Origin of the sequence: Thermomonospora curvata DSM 43183, assembly GCF_000024385.1 — a bacterium.
Taxonomy (GTDB): domain Bacteria; phylum Actinomycetota; class Actinomycetes; order Streptosporangiales; family Streptosporangiaceae; genus Thermomonospora; species Thermomonospora curvata.
On record NC_013510.1, the window covers coordinates 3855807 to 3872481 of the forward strand.

A 16675-nucleotide genomic window follows, 5' to 3' on the forward strand; every position below is an offset into this window, starting at 1 on the left:
CGGGTCTTATGGACGAGCCGGAAACCCGCATGACCACATGTGGCCCCGGCGGTCTGCACCCGTGTTGTGCAGTACCACTCCTGTTCAGCAAATGGACCAGCGGTGGGTCTTGCGCTTTCGGGGGCTGCGGTGAAGCATATGTCGCCCGGGGGCTGAGCAAACAGCAAAAAACCGGGCGTTGGCGAACACACAGAACGTTTACGGCAAATTGCCGCCACACGTATCCGTATCTCGTCGGCGCCCGTCTCGATCGAGGAGGACGGCCAGGATGCTTGTCCCCGAGGGCGGGCGCCCATCGGTGCTGCGACGGCCGGGGCGCCGGCGCTCGATCCGGATGCGCATCGCCGCGCTGCTGGTCATTCCGCTCATCTCGCTGATCGCGCTGTGGGCGTTCGCCGCCAGCGTCACCTTGGGCGCGGCCCTCAACAGGTACGCCATCTCCGACTCCTACGACCGCATCAGCGTGCCGGGCATCGCCGTGGCCCTGCACCTGCAGGGCGAGCGCTCGCTGTCCACGGTGTACCGGAGCACCAAGGGCCTGCGCGGCGGGGCCGAGCTGCAGGCCCAGCGGGCCAGGAGCGACGCCGCCATCGCCATGCTGCGCCGGGCCGCGCAAGAGGACATCAACGAGGCCGCGGGCCCGCGGCTCCGGGAGATGCTGACCGAGCTGCTGCGCCGGCTGGAAGGGCTGGAGGCGCTGCGCGCCAAGGTGGACGGCCACCAGATCAAGCCGGTGGACATCATCGCGGGCTACGGCGAGTTCATCGAGGCCGCGCTGCGGATGTACAGCAGCCAGCGGGTCGATGACGCGGAGATCTACCAGCTGGGTCAGGGACTGCAGGAGATCTCCTGGGCCCGCGAGTACATGACCCGGGAGGACTCACTGGTCACCGCGCTGCAGGCGACCGGCGGGCGGCTGACCGCCGAGGAGCGCGGCGTCCTGATGGAATGGGCCGCCCAGCGGCAACTGATGTTCGACCAGGGGCTCGCGCACCTGGACGGCTCGCTGCTCACCACCATCGAGGAGTACGCCAAGCAGCCGGACTACCAGCGCTTCCTGGCCATGGAGCAGGCGCTGCTGGAGTCCCCCGCCGGCCGGCTGCCGCCCGCCCTCGACGCCTGGTCGCAGACCGTCCCGGCGGTGCTGGCCACGCTGAACGAAGCGGTCACCAAGGCCGGGGCGGACCTGGAGCGGCGCTCCGAGGAGGTCGGCGACCAGATCATGCTGCGTCTGGTGGCCGCCGGCGGCGTCGGTCTGCTCGCGGTGATCGCCTCGGTCGTGCTGTCGGTGCTGGTCGGCCGGGGCCTGGTCCGCGAGCTGCGCGGGCTGCGGCGGGCCGCCGACGACCTGGCCGACAACCGCCTGCCGGAGGTGGTGGAACGGCTGCGCCGCGGTGAGGAGGTCGACATCGAGGAGGCGGCGCCGCCGCTGCGGGCCGGCCGCACCGCCGAGGTCGCCCAGGTCGCCTCCGCCTTCACCAAGGTGCAGCGCACCGCCGTGGAGACCGCCGTCAGCGAGGCGCACCTGCGCAAGGGCATCAGCCGGGTCTTCCTCAACCTGGCCTGGCGCAGCCAGTCGCTGCTGCACCGGCAGCTGCGGATGCTGGAGACCCTGCAGCGCAAGGTCATCGACCCCGACCTGCTGGAGGAGCTGTTCCGCATCGACCACCTGACCACCCGGATGCGGCGGCACGCCGAAGGCCTGATCATCTTGTCCGGCGCCGCGCCGGGCCGCGGCTGGAGCCGCCCGGTGCCGCTGGAGGACGTGCTGCGCTCGGCCGCCGCCGAGGTGGAGGACTACACCCGGGTGGAGGTGGTCGCCTCCACCCCGGCCTCCCTCAGCGGCGCGGTGGTCGCCGACGTGGTCCACCTGCTGGCCGAGCTGATCGAGAACGCCACGGTGTTCTCCCCGCCGCCCACCGAGGTGCTGGTGCGCGGCGAGATGGTGGCCAACGGCTATGCGGTCGAGGTGATCGACCGCGGCATCGGCATCGACCCGCGCGAGCGGGCGGATCTGAACCAGCGGCTGGCCGAGCCGCCGGAGTTCGACCTGGCCGACAGCGACCGGTTGGGCCTGTTCGTGGTCTCCCGCCTGGCCGCCCGCCACGGCATCAAGGTGGCGCTGCAGGAGTCGGTGTACGGCGGGACCTGCGCGGTGGTGCTGCTGCCGCCCGACTTGATCGCCGACACCGCGCTGCCGCCCGGCGACACGGTGCCCGCCGCGCTCGACGGGCCGTCCTCCCTCCGGGCCTCCGAGCCGCAGCGGCGCGACCTGGAGGGGCCGGGCCGGCCGCAGGAGGCCGCACCGGCGGAGCCGGAGCGGATCGAGCCCCCCGCCTGGTCGTGGTTCGAGCCCCACCGGGGCGACGCGTCCTCGGCGAACGGTTCGGCGGAGCATCCGCACCGGCCCCGCCAAGGGGACGGCTCGCCCGTCGCAGACGGACCGCGGCAGCAGAACGGCCAGGAGCGGCCGGCGCCGCTGCCCCGCCGGATCCGCCAGGCCAACCTGGTGCCGGAGCTGCGCTCGGTCGGCCCGGTGGACGCCGAGCCGCCGGGCGCGGACCCGCCGCGGGACCGCTCCGCCGAGCAGAGCCGGGACCTGCTGGCCTCCCTGCAGGGCGGGTGGCTGCGCGGCCGCGCCGAAGACGAGGACGGATCCGACGACAGGGCGGCCGAGGGAGGTGAGTCATGAGCGGAGCCGGAGTGGCCGGCGATCTGAACTGGCTCCTGGACGACCTGGTGCAGCGGGTCGGCCAGGTGCGCAAGGTGGTGGTGCTCTCCCGCGACGGCCTGGTGATGGGGGCCTCCAGCCAGGTCAGCCGCGAGGACGCCGAGTACCTGGCGGCGCTGGCGGCCGGTTTCCACAGCCTGGCGGTGGGGGCCAAGCCGCACCTGGGCTGCGGGGAGGTCCAGCAGACCATCGTGGAGATGGAAGAGGGCCTGTTCTTCGTGGTCCCCGCCGGCAGCGGCAGCTGCCTGGCGCTGCTCAGCGAGGCGGGCGCCAACGCCGGGCTGGTGGCCTATGAGATGACCATGCTGGTCAAGCGGGTGCGCAAGCAACTGGCCGCAAGTCCCCGCACAGCGGAGTGAGCCGCCATGTCCCGGGGAGATCCGACGGGCGAGCGCTGGCTGGATGAGGAGGCCGGGCCGCTGGTGCGTCCCTATGCGGTGGCCCGGGGGCGCGCCCGGCCGCGCGGCGAGCCGCTGGACATCGTGACGATCCTCATCGCCTCGGGCCGGCCGGTGCCGCCGCAGGTGCGGCTGAACCGCGAGCAGCAGTGGCTGCTGGTGCGGTGCCGGCGGCCGGTCACCGTCGCCGATCTGGCCTCGGAGGCGAACCTGCCGCTGGGCGTGGTCATGGTGCTGCTGGAGGAGCTGTTGGAGCACGGTCTGATCGAGGTGACCCGGCCGCTCACCTCATCTGCGCAGCCGGACCCGCTGCTGCTGAGGAGAGTGATCGATGAACTCCGCGCCCTGTGAGGACGGCCCCAGGCTCGCCCTGAAGATCCTGATCGCCGGGGGGTTCGGGGTGGGCAAGACCACCCTGGTCGGCAGCGTCAGCGAGATCCGCCCGCTGCGCACCGAGGAGTACCTGACCGACGCCAGCATCGGGGTGGACGACACCCGCGGGGTGGAGGCCAAGACCACCACGACGGTGGCGATGGACTTCGGCCGGATCACCCTGCGCGACGGGGTCGTGCTCTACCTGTTCGGCACGCCCGGCCAAGACCGGTTCTGGTTCATGTGGAACGAGCTGGCCCGCGGCGCGCTGGGCGCGGTGGTGCTGGCCGACACCCGCCGGCTGACCTCCAGTTTCGCCGCCATCGACTACTTCGAGCAGCGCCGCATCCCCTTCATCGTCGCCGTCAACTGCTTCGAGGGCGCCTACGTCTACAGCCTGCAGGAGATCCGCGACGCCCTGGACGTGGACCCGCACGTGCCGGTCATCACCTGCGACGCCCGCCGGCGCGAGTCCGCCAAAGAGGTCCTGATCGCCCTGCTGGAGCACGCCCTGCGGCACTCCGTCCCCGCCGGAAGCTGACCGGGCCTCGGCTCATGGCGGCGCCCTGCCGCCATGAGCCGTTCCCGTCCTCGGCGTGTGGCCCGTCCTGCAGATCGCGGGCCGATCCCACCCGCTGAGTGGGACTGCAGTGAACGGCCGGGGCGCCTTAGGACCTATGAATGGGACGGACGGGACGAACGCTCCCCTGGCCTCTTCTCCTGGCGCGAGGCGGGGCCGGCCCGTCTCGCCGGCCGGACGGCGGCCCGGCCGGGGACCATGCGAGCGTCGCGGCCCGGGTGCACCACCTGGACAGGCAGCAGGAGGGAGAGCCGCTGGTGTTCTACCGGGGCACCTACGGGAGGTTCGATGGCTGAACAGGACCTGGAGGCGTTCCGCGCCGAGGTGCGCGCCTGGCTGGAGGAGAACCTGTCGGGCGAGTTCGCCGCCGCGCGCGGGCTGGGCGGGCCCGGCCGCGAGCACGAGGGCCATGAGATCCGGCACGCCTGGGAGCGGCACCTGGCCAAGGCCGGCTGGACGTGCCTGGGCTGGCCGGTGGAGTACGGCGGGCGCAACGCCACGATGGAGCAGCAGGTCGTCTTCTTCGAGGAGTACGCGCGGGCGGGCGCGCCGCACCGGGTGGGGCACATCGGCGAGGGGCTGATCGGCCCGACCATCATCGACTTCGGCACCGAGGAGCAGAAACGGCGGTTCCTGCCGCCGATCCGCGACGGCGAGGAGCTGTGGTGCCAGGGCTACTCCGAGCCGAACGCCGGCTCCGACCTGGCCAACGTGCAGACCCGGGCCGAGCTGGTCGGCGACGAGTGGGTGATCCACGGGCAGAAGGTGTGGACGTCGCTGGCGCACGTGGCCGACTGGTGTTTCGTGCTGTGCCGCACCGAGCCGGGCAGCACCCGCCACAGGGGGCTGTCCTATCTGCTGGTGCCGATGCGGCAGCCGGGCGTGGAGGTGCGCCCGATCGTCCAGGCGACCGGCACCAGCGAGTTCAACGAGGTGTTCTTCGACGGCGCCCGCACCGCCAAGGAGAACATCCTGGGCGCCCCCGGCGACGGCTGGCGGGTGGCGATGGCGACGCTGGGCTATGAGCGGGGCGCCTCGACGCTGGGCCAGCAGCTGCTGTTCCGCCGGGAGCTGGAGGCGATCATCGCGGTCGCCAAGGAGACCGGCGCCAATCGCGACCCGGTGCTGCGCGACCGGCTGGCGCGGGCCTGGATCGAGCTGGAGATCATGCGTTTCAACGCGCTGCGCACCATGCGCTCCCTGGCCGCCGGCGAGCCGGGCCCGGAGGTGTCGATCGCCAAGCTGTACTGGTCGGAGTGGCACCGGCGGCTCGGGGAGCTGGCGGTGGACGTGCAGGGCGCCGCCGGGCTGCTGACCGAGCCGGCGCCGGTGGGCTCCTATGAGCTGACCGACGCCCAGCGATTGTTCCTGTTCAGCCGGGCCGACACCATCTACGCCGGATCCAGCGAGATCCAGCGCAACATCATCGCCGAGCGCACGCTGGGCCTGCCCCGCGAGCCGCGCCCGTGAGGGCCGGCCCGCGGGGGCGGGCGCCGGCGGTCAGCGGACGGCCAGGACCCGGGCGATCCGGTCGGCCGCGGCGGCGACATCGTCGGCGGCGGCGATGCGCTCGGCCCACGACCAGTGGAACCACCAGCCGTCGGCGTCGGCTTCGGCGAGGATGTCCTCGGTGAGCACGGTCGCCCGCGGATTCATCACATGCAAACTGGCGGGTTTTTCCAAAGGCGTGTTCAAACGCACCCGAAAACCCCGGTGGACCAGCTCGTCGCCGAGCTTTTCCAGATATTCCACCCGCAGGTCGGCCGGTGCGGCGGTACCGCTTCCATCAGGTGTCACTTCGGACCTCCCCCTGTTCGCACGCGGCCCGATATAAGGAGAGCATTGCCACTCGTCAAGCCGATCCGCAAGCAATATCGCTGAATTTACCCAACGAACGAGAGAAATATAGATTGGGCTCCCGCGGCCCGTAATGGCCATTATTCGGTGCAAGGTCCGCCGAGCGTCCCGGTTGCGGACGAGCCGCATCGGCCCCCGGACCCGCCCGAACCGGATATCTTTCGCCTAGTGACCGGGGGCTTCAGGGAGGACGGCGGTAGTGACGGACCGAGCACCGGACGAGACCCAGGAGGTGGCGCTGCCGGAGGACGGCCGAGGCGGCTCGCCCGAACAGACCCGCCTGGAGGCGGCGGCCGAGGAGACGCCGTCCCCGGCTAAGTGGCCGGAACCGTCCGCGCCCGGCTCCGCGAAGGCGACGGCTCCGCAGGCCGTTCCGCAGGAACCGGACGCCCCTCGCTCGGCGCCCCAGGAGCGGCCGGCATACGCCATGTGGTACGCCGACTACCAGGAGCCGGCGCAGGAGCCCGCCGGGCCGTCTGCACAGGAGGACGCGCCGCAGCCGGAGCCGGACGAGCAGCCCGAGCCACCGGAGCCGCCCGCCTCCCGGCAGCAGGACTCCGAAGAGCCGGCCGACTCCGAGCAGGTGGAAGAAGACGGGCAGACCGCGCCGCAACCCCTGCCCGCTTCTCAGCAGCAGAAGGACTTCGCGCAGGCGGCCGAGCAGCAGGACGCTGCGCAAGCGTCCACTGCCGCAGAGCAACAGCCGCACCCCCTGCCTGAGGCCGAGCGACCGGAGGCCGACAAGCAGACCGCACCACAGACGCTGCCCGCACCCCAGAAGCAACCAGACCGCGCGCAGACGGACACCGGACAGCCAGGACCATCCGCGCCACAATCTCCTTCGGAGCCCCAGCCCACCACCGGGCAGTCGGAGGCCGACAAGCAGACCGCACCACAGACGCTGCCCGCACCCCAGAAGCAACCAGACCGCGCGCAGACGGACACCGGACAGCCAGGACCATCCGCGCCACAGTCTTCTCCGGAGCCCCAGCCCACCACCGGGCAGTCGGAAGCGGACAAGCAGACCACGCCGCAGCCTCTGCCCGCACCTCAGCGGCAGACGGATTCCGCCCAGCCGGGAGCCGATGGGCTGACCGTCCCTCAGGGGCTGCCCCTCCCGCGGCGACCGGCCGCCGCAAGGGAGCCGGGAGCCGATCAGCGAACCGCCCCTCAGGCGCCCCCCGTCCCGCCACAGCGGCCGGATCCCGGGCAAACGGTCGTCGACCAGCCGGCCGCCCTGCCGGCGTCGTCCATTTCCCAGCAGCAGTGGGCCCCGCCGCAGCAGCCGCTTCCGGAGCTGCCCGACGAGCAGGCGCGGCGCGGGGCCTTCCACCGCTTCCACTACCCGATCGGGATCTTCCTGACGGCCTTCGGGGGCAGCGCTCTGCTGATGTCCCTGCTGGGCTGGCCCGCCCACCTCAAGGAGATGACGTTCTATCTGGGCGAGAGCCTCGCCTCCCCGGCGCTGATCGCGGTCAAGGCGGTGCAGGTCCTGCTGGTCCTGCTGACCGTGGTCGGGCTGGCGCGCCGCCGGGACGTGTGGCTCCTGATGGCGTTGTCGGGCTGGGCCGCGGGGTTCGCCGCGTTCTGCGTGCTGGACGTGGTCAAGGGCAGACTCGCCGACCTCGCCGAGCACGGCCTTTATGCGGTGGTGTTCGCCGCCTTGCTGTTCCTGTCGTACGCGCTGGGCGTCAAGGCCCGGGTGGCGGCCCGCAGCGAGGGGCCGCCGGAGCCGGGACAGGGCCAAGGCTCCGGCTTGAGCCGCACTCAGGAGATCGCGCTGGCCGCCTTGAATCGCTGGCAGCGGCAGCAGCCCGCCCCCCGGCCGCCCGCTTTGCAGCAGCCGCCGGAGGCCGGGCAGCGGCCCGCCCCGGCCTCGCAGCCGCAGGGGACGGCGCCGCCCGGACGGCCGTAGGCCCCGCGTCGGCCCGCGCCGTAGCTCTCGCGCAGCACAAGGCCGCAGGATCTCGCCCGCGGCGTTGCGGGGCCGGCAGCCGGCGTGGGAGCCGCGGGAGCGCTATGAGGAGCCGACGCGGCGATCGGGTTCATCCCGGCCGGCCCGTCCCCGCGAGCCGTCCCGCCCCGTCTCCGGCATCGGACGGCGCGCTCCTCCCCCGCCCCGCCCGCCTGAGGCGGGGGTTTCCGCTCAGCAGAAGACCGCGTTGACGGCCCGCGGCGCCGCATACCAGACTCGGGCCACCCGACGACCCACGGTCCGCCCTGGCGGACCCGCGGCCGCGACCCGCCGCCCGCATCCGATGCCCCCCGCCGGATGCGGGCGTTCGTCGGCGGGGCCGCACGCCCGGCCGCCGGAAGGGAGCCCGCTCCGTGTCACCTCCCACCCAGGAGACGATCAACGCCGAGATCTGCGAGCTCCGCGACGCCTACGCCAAGGCCGTGGCCGGCGGCGCGCCACGCCGCGACCACCCCGACCGTGACTACCCGCCCTACCGCAGCTCCGTGCTGCGGCACCCCAAGCGGCCGCTGGTGGCGGTGCGCGATCCGGAGGCGATGGAGCTGACCGGGCCGGTGTTCGGGACCACCGACGTGACCGAGCTGGACAGCGACCTGACCCGCCAGCACGTCGGCGAGCCGCTGGGCGAGCGGATCACCGTCACCGGGCGGGTGCTGGACCGCGACGGCCGCCCGGTGCGCGGCCAGCTGGTGGAGATCTGGCAGGCCAACGCCGCCGGCCGGTACGCCCACCGGCGCGAACAGCACCCGGCCCCGCTGGACCCCAACTTCACCGGGGTCGGCCGCTGCCTGACCGACGACGAGGGCCGCTACCACTTCACCACCATCAAGCCCGGCCCTTATCCGTGGGGCAACCACACCAACGCCTGGCGGCCGGCGCACATCCATTTTTCGCTGTTCGGCACCGCCTTCACCCAGCGGCTGGTCACCCAGATGTACTTCCCGGGCGACCCGCTGTTCCCCTACGACCCGATCCTGCAGTCGGTGACCGACGAGGCGGCCCGGCGGCGGCTGGTGGCCGAGTACGTCCACGACCTGTCGGTGCCGGAGTACTCCCTGGGCTACCGGTGGGACATCGTGCTGGACGGCCCGTGCGCCACCTGGATGGAGAAGGGACGCTGATGCTCCCGCCCACGCCGTCGCAGACCATCGGCCCGTTCTACGGTTTCGCGCTCCCCTTCCCCGGGGGCGCGGAGCTCGCCCCGCCGGGCGACCCGGCGTCCCTCATCGTGCACGGGTACGTCCACGACGGGGCCGGGGACCCGGTTCCCGACGCCCTGCTGGAGTTCTGGCAGGCCGCCCCGGACGGCTCGCGGACGGGGGCGCCCGGCTCGCTGCGCCGCGACCAGGCCACCGGGGCGGTGCTCGGCCGCGACGGCGTCGCCTTCACCGGGTTCGGCCGGGTGGCCGTCGACGCCGACGGGCACTATGCGCTGCGGACGCTGCCGCCCGGCGGCCTCCCCTACATCAGCGTGTGCGTGTTCGCCCGCGGGCTGCTCCACCACCTGTACACGCGGGTGTACCTGTCGGATCCCGGGGACGATCCGCTGCTGGCGTCACTGGAGCCGAAGCGCCGCGCCACGCTGCTGGCCGTGCCGGAACGGGAGGGGGTCTACCGCTTCGACATCCGGCTGCAGGGCGACGGGACGCACGAGGAGACGGTCTTCCTTGACTTCCGCTAGCGTGCCCGGCGTGCTGCACCACCGCATCGAGGGGCCGGCGTGGGGAGAGCCGCTCCTGCTGGGCCCTTCTTTGGGCACGTCGCTGGCGGTGTGGGAGCCGCAAGTCGGTGCGCTCGCCCGCACCCACCGGGTGGTCCGCTGGGACCTGCCCGGGCACGGCGGCTCGCCCGCCGCGCTGCTGCCGGCCGGATCGTCCATCGCCGAGCTGGGACGTCTGGTGCTCGACCTGGCGGACTCCCTCGGCATCGGCCGTTTCGCCTATGCGGGGATCTCCCTGGGCGGGGCCGTGGGCGCCTGGCTGGCGGTGCACCACCCCGACCGGGTCGGCTCGCTGGCCCTGGTGTGCTCTTCGGCCAGGTTCGGCGATCCGGACGCCTGGCGCCGGCGGGCCGCCGCGGTCCGGGCCGAGGGCACCGGTCCGCTGGCCGACGCCGCGGCCGCCCGCTGGTTCGCTCCCGGGTTCGCCGCCGACCCGGTGGCCGCGGCGCTGGCGGAGGAGCTGACAGGCGACCTGCGCGCCGCCGATCCGGAGGGCTATGCCGCCTGCTGTGAGGTGCTGGCCGGCTACGACCTGCGCGACCGGCTGGGACGCATCACCGCCCCCACCTTGGTGATCGCCGGGCGCGACGACCCGGCCACCCCGCCCGCGCACGCCCGGGAGCTGGCCGACGGCATCCCCGGCGCGACCTTGGTCGAGGTGGCCGGGGCCGCGCACCTGGCCGGGGTGCAGCGCCCGGAGGCGGTCACCACGGCCCTGCTGGGCCATCTGGGGGCCGGCTCGGCGGACGGTCCCCGCCATGCGGCGGGGACGGCCGTGCGCCGCGCCGTGCTCGGGGACGCGCACGTCGACGCCGCCCTCGCCGGCGCCGACGAGTTCACCGCCCCGTTCCAGGACCTCATCACCCGCTACGCCTGGGGGGAGATCTGGACCCGTCCCGGGCTGGACCGCAGGACCCGCAGCTGCATCACGCTGACCGCGCTGGCCGCCCGCGGCCACCACGAGGAGCTGGCCATGCACGTGCGGGCCGCGCTGCGCAACGGGCTCACCCCGCAGGAGATCGGGGAGGTGCTGCTGCAGACGGCGATCTACTGCGGCGTCCCGGCGGCCAACTCCGCGTTCGCCGTCGCCGACCGGGTGCTGCGGGAAGAGGGCCGGATCTGAGGCCGGCGTCTCACCGCCAGGGCCACAGGCGCCGCCACAGCGGCCGGTGCGGCTCCGGCGGCCGCCCGGTCTCCAGCCAGGCGACCGCGGTGGTGGTGCCCGGGGGGACCTCGGTGAAGCCGGCGTCGCGCACGGACACCACGGCCCGGCGCACGCACTCCCGCCACGGCAGGCCGGCGGTGAGGTGAACCGGCGCCCCGGCCGCCACCCAGGCCGCCACGTCCTGCGCGCGGCCCCGGCGCAGCAGCAGCTGGGCCGCGTGCCCGCACTGGGCGGCCGACTTGCCGGTGCTCATGGTCACCTCGGGGTTGAGCGCCAGCGCCGCATACGGCGGCTCCGGCGGCGGCTTGGGCTCTTCGCGCTCCAGTTCCAGCCCGGCGACCTGCATCTTGGCCAGCGGCGGCGGCACCCGGTCCACCGGGCCGGGCACGAAGGCCCGCACCCGGGCCCCGTCGTGGTCGACGGTGACGCCGGGCAGCTCCTGGGCCTCCCGCCAGCGGATGCCCCGGCCCCGCCGCGCCACCTTGCGGATCCGCCCCGACTCCCAGCGCCGCACCCGCTCGTGCCAGGGTCCCTCCGGCTCGGTGCTGCGGGGGTCGGTGAGCAATCTCACCACCGCCATGGCGGCCGCCTCGCAGACGGCCCGGTGCGTCGGCGGCGCGGACTTCTCCACCTGGACCGCCAGTTGCATCGCCCAGGGCGGCTCGTCGGCTGGATCGGTGTAAGCGGCCACCCGACCGAGTATTCCACCGCGCCGCCGGGGATTCGCCGGGCTTTTCCGGCCGGGATGTGGGTAGAGCAACTATGAACCGTCTCCGGATGCCGGTCCTGGAGCGGGCACAGAGAGGGACACGCGGCCGCCGGCGGCCCTGGGACGCCTGCAGGCGACGCCGCGGGAGCTCTGGTCGGAGGTCGCCGGTGACCACTGGTGCCGGGAGCAACACCATCCCGGGTACCGGCACGTTCTTCGTCGGCATCGACATCGTGCCGGGCCGTTACCGCTGCGACGACGGCAAGGGCGGCTGGTGGGTGCGTTTCACCGGCCCCGACGGCGACGCCCCGGTGGGCTCCTGGCCGCTGCCGGAGGGCCCCACCGAGGTCGAGATCGAACCCACCGATTTCGCGTTCGAGACCCGGGTGCGCAGCCACTGGCGGCTGGTGGCGCCGGCCGCCGCACCCGGCCGCCGCCCGCCCGAGCCCCGCCCGGTGGCGGACCCGACGCTGCGCGCCGAGCTGGACGGCATCGTGGCCGGCCGCCGCTCGCCCAGCTGGGCGCCGCCGGCGCTGGCCGCCGCGCTGTTCCTGGCGGGCGGGGTGACGCTCGGCTCGCTGTGGCCGCTGCTGCTGACGCCGCTGGCCGTCCTCACCGCCGTCACCGGCACGCGGATCTGTGACGACCTGCGGCGCGCCCGGGCGCTGAGGGACCGCCGGGACCGCTACCTGCTGCCGGAGGACTTCGACGAGGAGGCCAAGGCGCTGCTGGCCCGGGCCCAGCAGGCGCTGCGGACCGTCCAGGAGTCGCAGGTCAACCGGGAGGGCCTGCTGGATGCGGCGGACAACGCGGTGACGCTGCCGCGCCAGGAGTGGGAGATCGCCCAGGCGCTGGCCCGGCAGTCGCGGCTGCGCCGCCGGGAATGCGAGCTGGAGGCCGCCGCGGTCCCCGAGCTGGCCGCCGCGCTGCGCCCGCTGCACCGCAAGCTGGAGCTTTCGGTGCAGGCGGTGACGCGGCGCGTGGAGGCGCTGGAGCGCTATGCCGAGCGCGTCCGCGCCGCCGACGAGGCGCTGCGGGCGCACCGGCAGCTGGAGCGGCTGGCCGCCCGGTCCCACGAGTACGACGAGGCGCTGGCCGACGCCGTCCGCGACGAGCTGGCGCTGCCGGACATCGAGCGGCTTTCGGCCCAGGGCGAGGCGCTGCTGCGCGTTCTACGCGACCGCCTGGCCGAGGCCGCCGCGGCCGGTGAGGAACCGCCGCGCCGCCTTGGGCACTGAACTTTTTCAAGGCGCCGTTTCGCAGGCCGATGGGCGGGAGCGGGAGCCGGGCACCGCCGAGGCGTCCCTTTCCGAGGCCTGAAGACCGCGCGCTGGGAAACGCGCTCCCGTCCGTCCCGGTCTCAGCGTCCGCAGGCGGCCAGGACCCGGCGGACCTGGCCGGGTGAGGTGAACACCTCGGCGCTCATGCCGACCGCGCGGGCGGCCTGTACGTTGACCTCGTTGTCGTCGAAGAACAGCACATCAGAGGGGGCCACGCCCAGGCGCCGGGCGCAGATCTCATAGGCGCGGGGGTCGGGCTTGGCCACGCCGATCCGGCAGGAGTAGGTCAGCGCCGCGAACCGGCGCAGCCAGTGGCCGTGCCGCTCCTCCATCACCGGCACCAGGTCGGCGACGATGTTCGACAGCAGACCGAGCCGGTGCCCGCGCTCGGCCAGCTCGGTGACCAGCGCGACCATCTCCTCGTCCACCGCCGTCCAGCTCTCCAGGTCGGCGCGGGCCAGCGCCGCGGGATCCGCGAAGGACACCCCCAGCCGGCCGGCGACGGCGCGCCAGTACTCGGCGGCGGGCTGCCCGGCGTCGTAGGCCGGGCGCAGGGCCCAGTAGGCGTCCCAGAACCGGGCGGCCCCCGCGGCGTCGCCGGGCTCGATCCCCGCCAGCCGTTCGATGGCGCGTTTGGCCTCCTGCGGCTGATGGGTCGCGATCACGCCGTACAGGTCGAACACGATCGCCTCGGGCATGCCGTCCACCCTATGCGGACCCGGTCTCCTTCCTGATGCGGACGACGGCCTTGCGGACCGTCGCCGGGTCGGCCCCGCGCAGCAGCAGGTCGGCCATCAGCGCGGCGACCTGCCGCAGCTCCTCCTCGCCCAGGCCGCGCCGGACCACCTCCTGGGTGCCGATCCGCAACCCCCGGTCCGCCTCGCCGGGACGCTGCCAGGGCAGGCCGATCGCGCTCAGGTAGATGCCGGCCTCGGCCAGGCGCGCCATCACCGCCCGGCCGCCGCCGAGCTCGGCGACGTCCACCGCCACGTGGTGGGAGTCGGTGAAGCCCCGGTCGGCCCCGGCGACGGTGAAGCCCTCTTCGCTCAGCGCGGCGGCCAGGGCCCGGGCGGCGGCGATGCAGCGGTCGGCGTAGGCGCCGCCGTCCTCGCCGATCTCGGCGGCGGTGACGGCGAGGGGGGCCAGCCGCCCGGCGTCGTAGTTGGCGGTCAGGGCGGGGAAGACCGCGGTGGAGACCTTCTCGGCCAGTTCCTCGTCGTCGGTGGCGATCACCCCGCCGGGCGGGCCGCCGAAGGACTTGTAGGTGGAGAAGGTCAGCAGGTCGGCGCCCTCGGCGAGGGGACGCTGGAAGCGCCCGGCGGCCACCAGCCCGGCCACGTGGGAGGCGTCGTACATCAGCACCGCGCCGGCCTGGGCGACGGCCTCCTTGATCTGCGCGATGCGGTGCGGGAACAGCAGCAGGCTCGCCCCGATCACCACCAGGCGGGGCCGCTCGCGCTCCAGAAAGCCCGGCAGTGCCGCCAGGTCCACGTCGTAGGCGTCGGTGTCGTAGGGCAGGTCCACCACGCGCAGCCCGCGCACGCCCGGGACCCCGACGGTGTGGTGGCTGGTGTGGCCGCCGGCCCGCTCGGGCAGCACCGCGATGGTGTCGCCCGGCTCGGTGAGCGCGGTGTAGACGGCCAGGTTGGCCATGGTGGCGCTGTGGCTGCGCACCTCGGCGAAGCGGGCGCCCACCAGGCGGGAGATCAGCGCGGGGACCAGTACCTCCAGCGGGTCCAGCCAGTCCAATCCGGCCTGGTACTTCTCCCCCGGCCAGCCCATGCTGGGCCGTCCGCCCAGCGTGGTCTCGGCCACCTGGCGGGCGGCCGGGCTCATCACGTTCGTGCCCGCGTACAGCACGATGCCTTCTTCGTCGAACTGCCGGGTGTGCTCGCGCAGCAGGTGCCGCACGGTGGCGAGCACCTCGGCGGCGGACGGGCGGTCCCACAGCCCGCCGAGCCCGGCCGCCACTTCCGCCATCCTGGCCCGCGCCACCGGTGAGGCCCAGGGCGCGATCTCGGGGAACGTCCCCTCATGCTGATCCATAGCGACAAACCGTATGTAATGGCAGGTAGTTCGCGCTATGGGGAACCAGCGGAAAGATCACACTTCTCCTCGTCCGGTGGCCCGCCCGCCGCGGCCGAAGTCCCCGGCCAAGCGCTCGCTCGTGCCATAGCCTGGCCTTGTGACGCCCGGCGAGCGTCTCCGAGGATCTTCGCCGGGGCGTCTTCGGCCGCCTGCCGGACGGCCGGGAGCGGCATACTGAAGAAGGTGAAGACGACGAGCACCGATTCCGCACCGCCCAAGCCGGGGACGAGCGGCGGCGGACGCCGCAGCCGGGGCGGCGCGTCGGCGGCCTCGCGGCGGCGCGAGCACCTGGTGAAGCTGGCCGCCGAGCTGTTCGCCGAGAAGGGGTTCCAGGCCACCACGGTCCGCAACATCGCCGACGAGGCCGGCATCCTGTCCGGCAGCCTCTACCACCACTTCGACTCCAAGGAGTCGATCGTCGACGAGATCCTCTCGGGCTTCTTCACCGAGATCACGGCCGCCTGCCGGGCCGCCGCCGAGCGGGGGCAGGGGCCGCGCGAGACCGTCGCCGAGCTGGTGCGCATCGCCTTCGCCACCTTCGAGCCGCACCGCGCGGCGATCACGGTGCTGCAGAACGACTGGAACTACCTCAAGGGCATGCCCCGCTTCGCCTACCTGATCAAGGCGGAGGAGGAGATCGAGCGCATCTGGGTCGACGCGCTGCGCAAGGGCCAGCAGGAGGGCTGCTTCCGCGCCGACATCGACGCCAGGCTGACCTACCGGATGATCCGCGACACCATCTGGGTGGCGGTGCGCTGGTACCGGCCGGGCGGCGCGCTGGACACCGCGGCGCTGGCCGACCACTACCTGAAGGTCATGTTCGACGGCATCGTCGTCCGCTGACCCGGGCCTCCCGGACACAGGCTCCGTTCCCGGGGCTCACAGCTCGTACTGGATGGCGGCGCGCTCGCCCAGCAGCGGCTGGATCACCTCGTTCACCACCGCGCGGTGGTCGGGGTGGTCCCGGTAGATCAGGTAGTCCTCCCGGCTGGCGAAGTCGGCCACTATCACAAAGTCGTAGCCGCCGGGGTTGACCTTGGCGTTCACGCCCATGCTGTAGGACTTGATCTGCGGGATGCGGGCGGGCAGCTCCGACAGGCGGGCGGCGACCTCCTCCTGCTGGCGGGTGGTCGTCCCCCCGGCCCAGCGGAACATCACCACATGGCGGAATCCACTCATGGGGTCACCGTAGTGCCCCACCGCCCCGCCACGCTGGAAACCGCCGCGATCCGCCGCCAGGGCGGCATTCCGAAACGCTCACAGCCCGGCCAGCTCGGCGGCGGCGAGCGCGCCCAGCTCCCAGCACGCCTCCAGGTCGGCCTTGGCGGGCTCGCCGGTCACCACCAGCGGCGGCCGCACCGCCCGCCAGCCCAGCCCGGTCGTGATCGTCTCCAGCGCCCGCAGCGCCCCGGCCGCGTCACCGGCGCCGTGCAGGTAGGCCGCGTACGGACGGCGCACGGTCGCCTCCAGGCACGGGTAGTAGATCTGGTCGAAGAAGTGCTTGAGCGCGCCGGAGATGTAGCCGATGTTCACCGGAGTGCCCAGCACCAGCCCGTCGGCCTCCAGCACGTCCACGGCACCGGCCGTCAGCGCCGGCCGGGCGACGACCTCCACTCCTTCGATCTCGTCGGTGGACGCCCCCGAGCGCACCGCCTCGAACATCGCCTGCAGGTTCGGCGAGGTGGTGTGATGGACGATCAGCAGTCTCTTCATCACCGGCGAGCCTAGCGACCGGCTGCATCGGCACAAGACCGGCGGGCGGGAGGTTATGCGGGGGCATATCGACCTCGAGGGGGCGAG

General features: G+C 73.5%; 17 protein-coding genes. 11 read left to right on the forward strand and 6 right to left on the reverse strand.

Annotated elements, in window-relative coordinates; genetic code table 11:
* Positions 1-268 precede the first annotated feature (268 nt).
* The 5 genes from TCUR_RS16435 to TCUR_RS16455 all read left to right on the forward strand — a co-directional run bounded on the left by TCUR_RS16435 (position 269) and on the right by TCUR_RS16455 (position 5551).
* On the forward strand, positions 269-2692 hold the full coding sequence (locus tag TCUR_RS16435; RefSeq protein WP_012853659.1) for a sensor histidine kinase: 2424 nt from the start codon (positions 269-271) through the stop codon (positions 2690-2692).
* A complete protein-coding gene (locus TCUR_RS16440) occupies positions 2689-3090 on the forward strand; it encodes a roadblock/LC7 domain-containing protein (protein WP_012853660.1) in 402 nt (133 codons plus the stop codon). The genes TCUR_RS16435 and TCUR_RS16440 overlap by 4 nt, the downstream gene beginning before the upstream one ends.
* A 6-nt stretch (positions 3091-3096) precedes the next feature.
* Positions 3097-3480 carry a DUF742 domain-containing protein gene (locus TCUR_RS16445; RefSeq protein WP_012853661.1) on the forward strand — a complete coding sequence of 128 codons (384 nt, stop codon included), beginning with the start codon at positions 3097-3099 and terminating at the stop codon, positions 3478-3480.
* Positions 3461-4042, forward strand: a complete 582-nt coding sequence (locus TCUR_RS16450; RefSeq protein WP_012853662.1) for a GTP-binding protein — start codon at positions 3461-3463, stop codon at positions 4040-4042. The genes TCUR_RS16445 and TCUR_RS16450 overlap by 20 nt, the downstream gene beginning before the upstream one ends.
* Before the next feature lie 327 nt (positions 4043-4369).
* Positions 4370-5551 carry an acyl-CoA dehydrogenase family protein gene (locus TCUR_RS16455; RefSeq protein ID WP_012853664.1) on the forward strand — a complete coding sequence of 394 codons (1182 nt, stop codon included), beginning with the start codon at positions 4370-4372 and terminating at the stop codon, positions 5549-5551.
* 30 nt (positions 5552-5581) lie between these two features.
* Here the strand turns inward: TCUR_RS16455 and TCUR_RS16460 are convergent, their stop codons facing one another.
* Positions 5582-5878: a hypothetical protein gene (locus TCUR_RS16460; protein ID WP_012853665.1), complete on the reverse strand. Its 297-nt coding sequence runs from the start codon at positions 5876-5878 to the stop codon at positions 5582-5584.
* Positions 5879-6137: 259 nt separating this feature from the next.
* On the opposite strand from TCUR_RS16460, the gene TCUR_RS16465 reads away from it, so the two are divergent.
* The 4 genes from TCUR_RS16465 to pcaDC all read left to right on the forward strand — a co-directional run bounded on the left by TCUR_RS16465 (position 6138) and on the right by pcaDC (position 10756).
* Positions 6138-7853, forward strand: a complete 1716-nt coding sequence (locus TCUR_RS16465) for a hypothetical protein (RefSeq protein WP_012853666.1) — start codon at positions 6138-6140, stop codon at positions 7851-7853.
* Positions 7854-8266: 413 nt separating this feature from the next.
* Positions 8267-9034, forward strand: a complete 768-nt coding sequence (pcaH, locus tag TCUR_RS16470) for a protocatechuate 3,4-dioxygenase subunit beta (protein ID WP_012853667.1) — start codon at positions 8267-8269, stop codon at positions 9032-9034.
* Positions 9034-9594: a protocatechuate 3,4-dioxygenase subunit alpha gene (pcaG, locus tag TCUR_RS27560; RefSeq protein ID WP_012853668.1), complete on the forward strand. Its 561-nt coding sequence runs from the start codon at positions 9034-9036 to the stop codon at positions 9592-9594. The genes pcaH and pcaG overlap by 1 nt, the downstream gene beginning before the upstream one ends.
* Positions 9581-10756: a bifunctional 3-oxoadipate enol-lactonase/4-carboxymuconolactone decarboxylase PcaDC gene (gene pcaDC, locus TCUR_RS16480; protein WP_012853669.1), complete on the forward strand. Its 1176-nt coding sequence runs from the start codon at positions 9581-9583 to the stop codon at positions 10754-10756. Before pcaG ends, pcaDC begins: the two co-directional genes overlap by 14 nt.
* Positions 10757-10766: 10 nt before the next feature.
* On the opposite strand, the gene TCUR_RS16485 is transcribed toward pcaDC, so the two are convergent.
* On the reverse strand, positions 10767-11489 hold the full coding sequence (locus tag TCUR_RS16485; protein ID WP_245536881.1) for an aminoacyl-tRNA hydrolase: 723 nt from the start codon (positions 11487-11489) through the stop codon (positions 10767-10769).
* A 185-nt stretch (positions 11490-11674) separates the two neighbouring features.
* On the opposite strand from TCUR_RS16485, the gene TCUR_RS16490 reads away from it, so the two are divergent.
* Positions 11675-12745: an Rv1352/Rv1906c domain-containing protein gene (locus tag TCUR_RS16490; protein WP_012853671.1), complete on the forward strand. Its 1071-nt coding sequence runs from the start codon at positions 11675-11677 to the stop codon at positions 12743-12745.
* A 122-nt stretch (positions 12746-12867) separates the two neighbouring features.
* On the opposite strand, the gene TCUR_RS16495 is transcribed toward TCUR_RS16490, so the two are convergent.
* Both TCUR_RS16495 and TCUR_RS16500 read right to left on the reverse strand, forming a co-directional pair.
* Positions 12868-13485 (reverse strand): HAD family hydrolase, encoded by a 618-nt coding sequence (locus TCUR_RS16495; RefSeq protein ID WP_012853672.1) that lies wholly within the window; start codon positions 13483-13485, stop codon positions 12868-12870.
* Positions 13486-13495: 10 nt separating this feature from the next.
* Complete coding sequence (locus tag TCUR_RS16500) at positions 13496-14833, reverse strand: serine hydroxymethyltransferase (protein WP_012853673.1); 1338 nt, start codon at positions 14831-14833, stop codon at positions 13496-13498.
* Positions 14834-15058: 225 nt separating this feature from the next.
* Between TCUR_RS16500 and TCUR_RS16505 the strand changes: the two genes are divergently transcribed.
* Positions 15059-15718: a TetR/AcrR family transcriptional regulator gene (locus TCUR_RS16505; protein ID WP_052305531.1), complete on the forward strand. Its 660-nt coding sequence runs from the start codon at positions 15059-15061 to the stop codon at positions 15716-15718.
* Positions 15719-15754: 36 nt separating this feature from the next.
* Here the strand turns inward: TCUR_RS16505 and TCUR_RS16510 are convergent, their stop codons facing one another.
* Positions 15755-16054, reverse strand: coding sequence for a Dabb family protein (locus tag TCUR_RS16510; RefSeq protein ID WP_041442083.1), 300 nt, complete (start codon positions 16052-16054; stop codon positions 15755-15757).
* A 78-nt stretch (positions 16055-16132) separates the two neighbouring features.
* Positions 16133-16588 (reverse strand): flavodoxin family protein, encoded by a 456-nt coding sequence (locus TCUR_RS16515; protein WP_012853676.1) that lies wholly within the window; start codon positions 16586-16588, stop codon positions 16133-16135.
* Positions 16589-16675 lie beyond the last annotated feature (87 nt).

Coding starts and splice junctions, on each gene's coding strand:
- TCUR_RS16510 (WP_041442083.1), bottom strand. CDS start 16,054: ATGAGTGGATTCCGCCATGTGGTGATGTTCCGCTGGGCCGGGGGGACG.
- TCUR_RS16445 (WP_012853661.1), top strand. CDS start 3,097: ATGTCCCGGGGAGATCCGACGGGCGAGCGCTGGCTGGATGAGGAGGCC.
- TCUR_RS16495 (WP_012853672.1), bottom strand. CDS start 13,485: ATGCCCGAGGCGATCGTGTTCGACCTGTACGGCGTGATCGCGACCCAT.
- TCUR_RS16515 (WP_012853676.1), bottom strand. CDS start 16,588: ATGAAGAGACTGCTGATCGTCCATCACACCACCTCGCCGAACCTGCAG.
- pcaG (WP_012853668.1), top strand. CDS start 9,034: ATGCTCCCGCCCACGCCGTCGCAGACCATCGGCCCGTTCTACGGTTTC.
- TCUR_RS16455 (WP_012853664.1), top strand. CDS start 4,370: ATGGCTGAACAGGACCTGGAGGCGTTCCGCGCCGAGGTGCGCGCCTGG.
- TCUR_RS16450 (WP_012853662.1), top strand. CDS start 3,461: ATGAACTCCGCGCCCTGTGAGGACGGCCCCAGGCTCGCCCTGAAGATC.
- TCUR_RS16500 (WP_012853673.1), bottom strand. CDS start 14,833: ATGGATCAGCATGAGGGGACGTTCCCCGAGATCGCGCCCTGGGCCTCA.
- TCUR_RS16435 (WP_012853659.1), top strand. CDS start 269: ATGCTTGTCCCCGAGGGCGGGCGCCCATCGGTGCTGCGACGGCCGGGG.
- TCUR_RS16440 (WP_012853660.1), top strand. CDS start 2,689: ATGAGCGGAGCCGGAGTGGCCGGCGATCTGAACTGGCTCCTGGACGAC.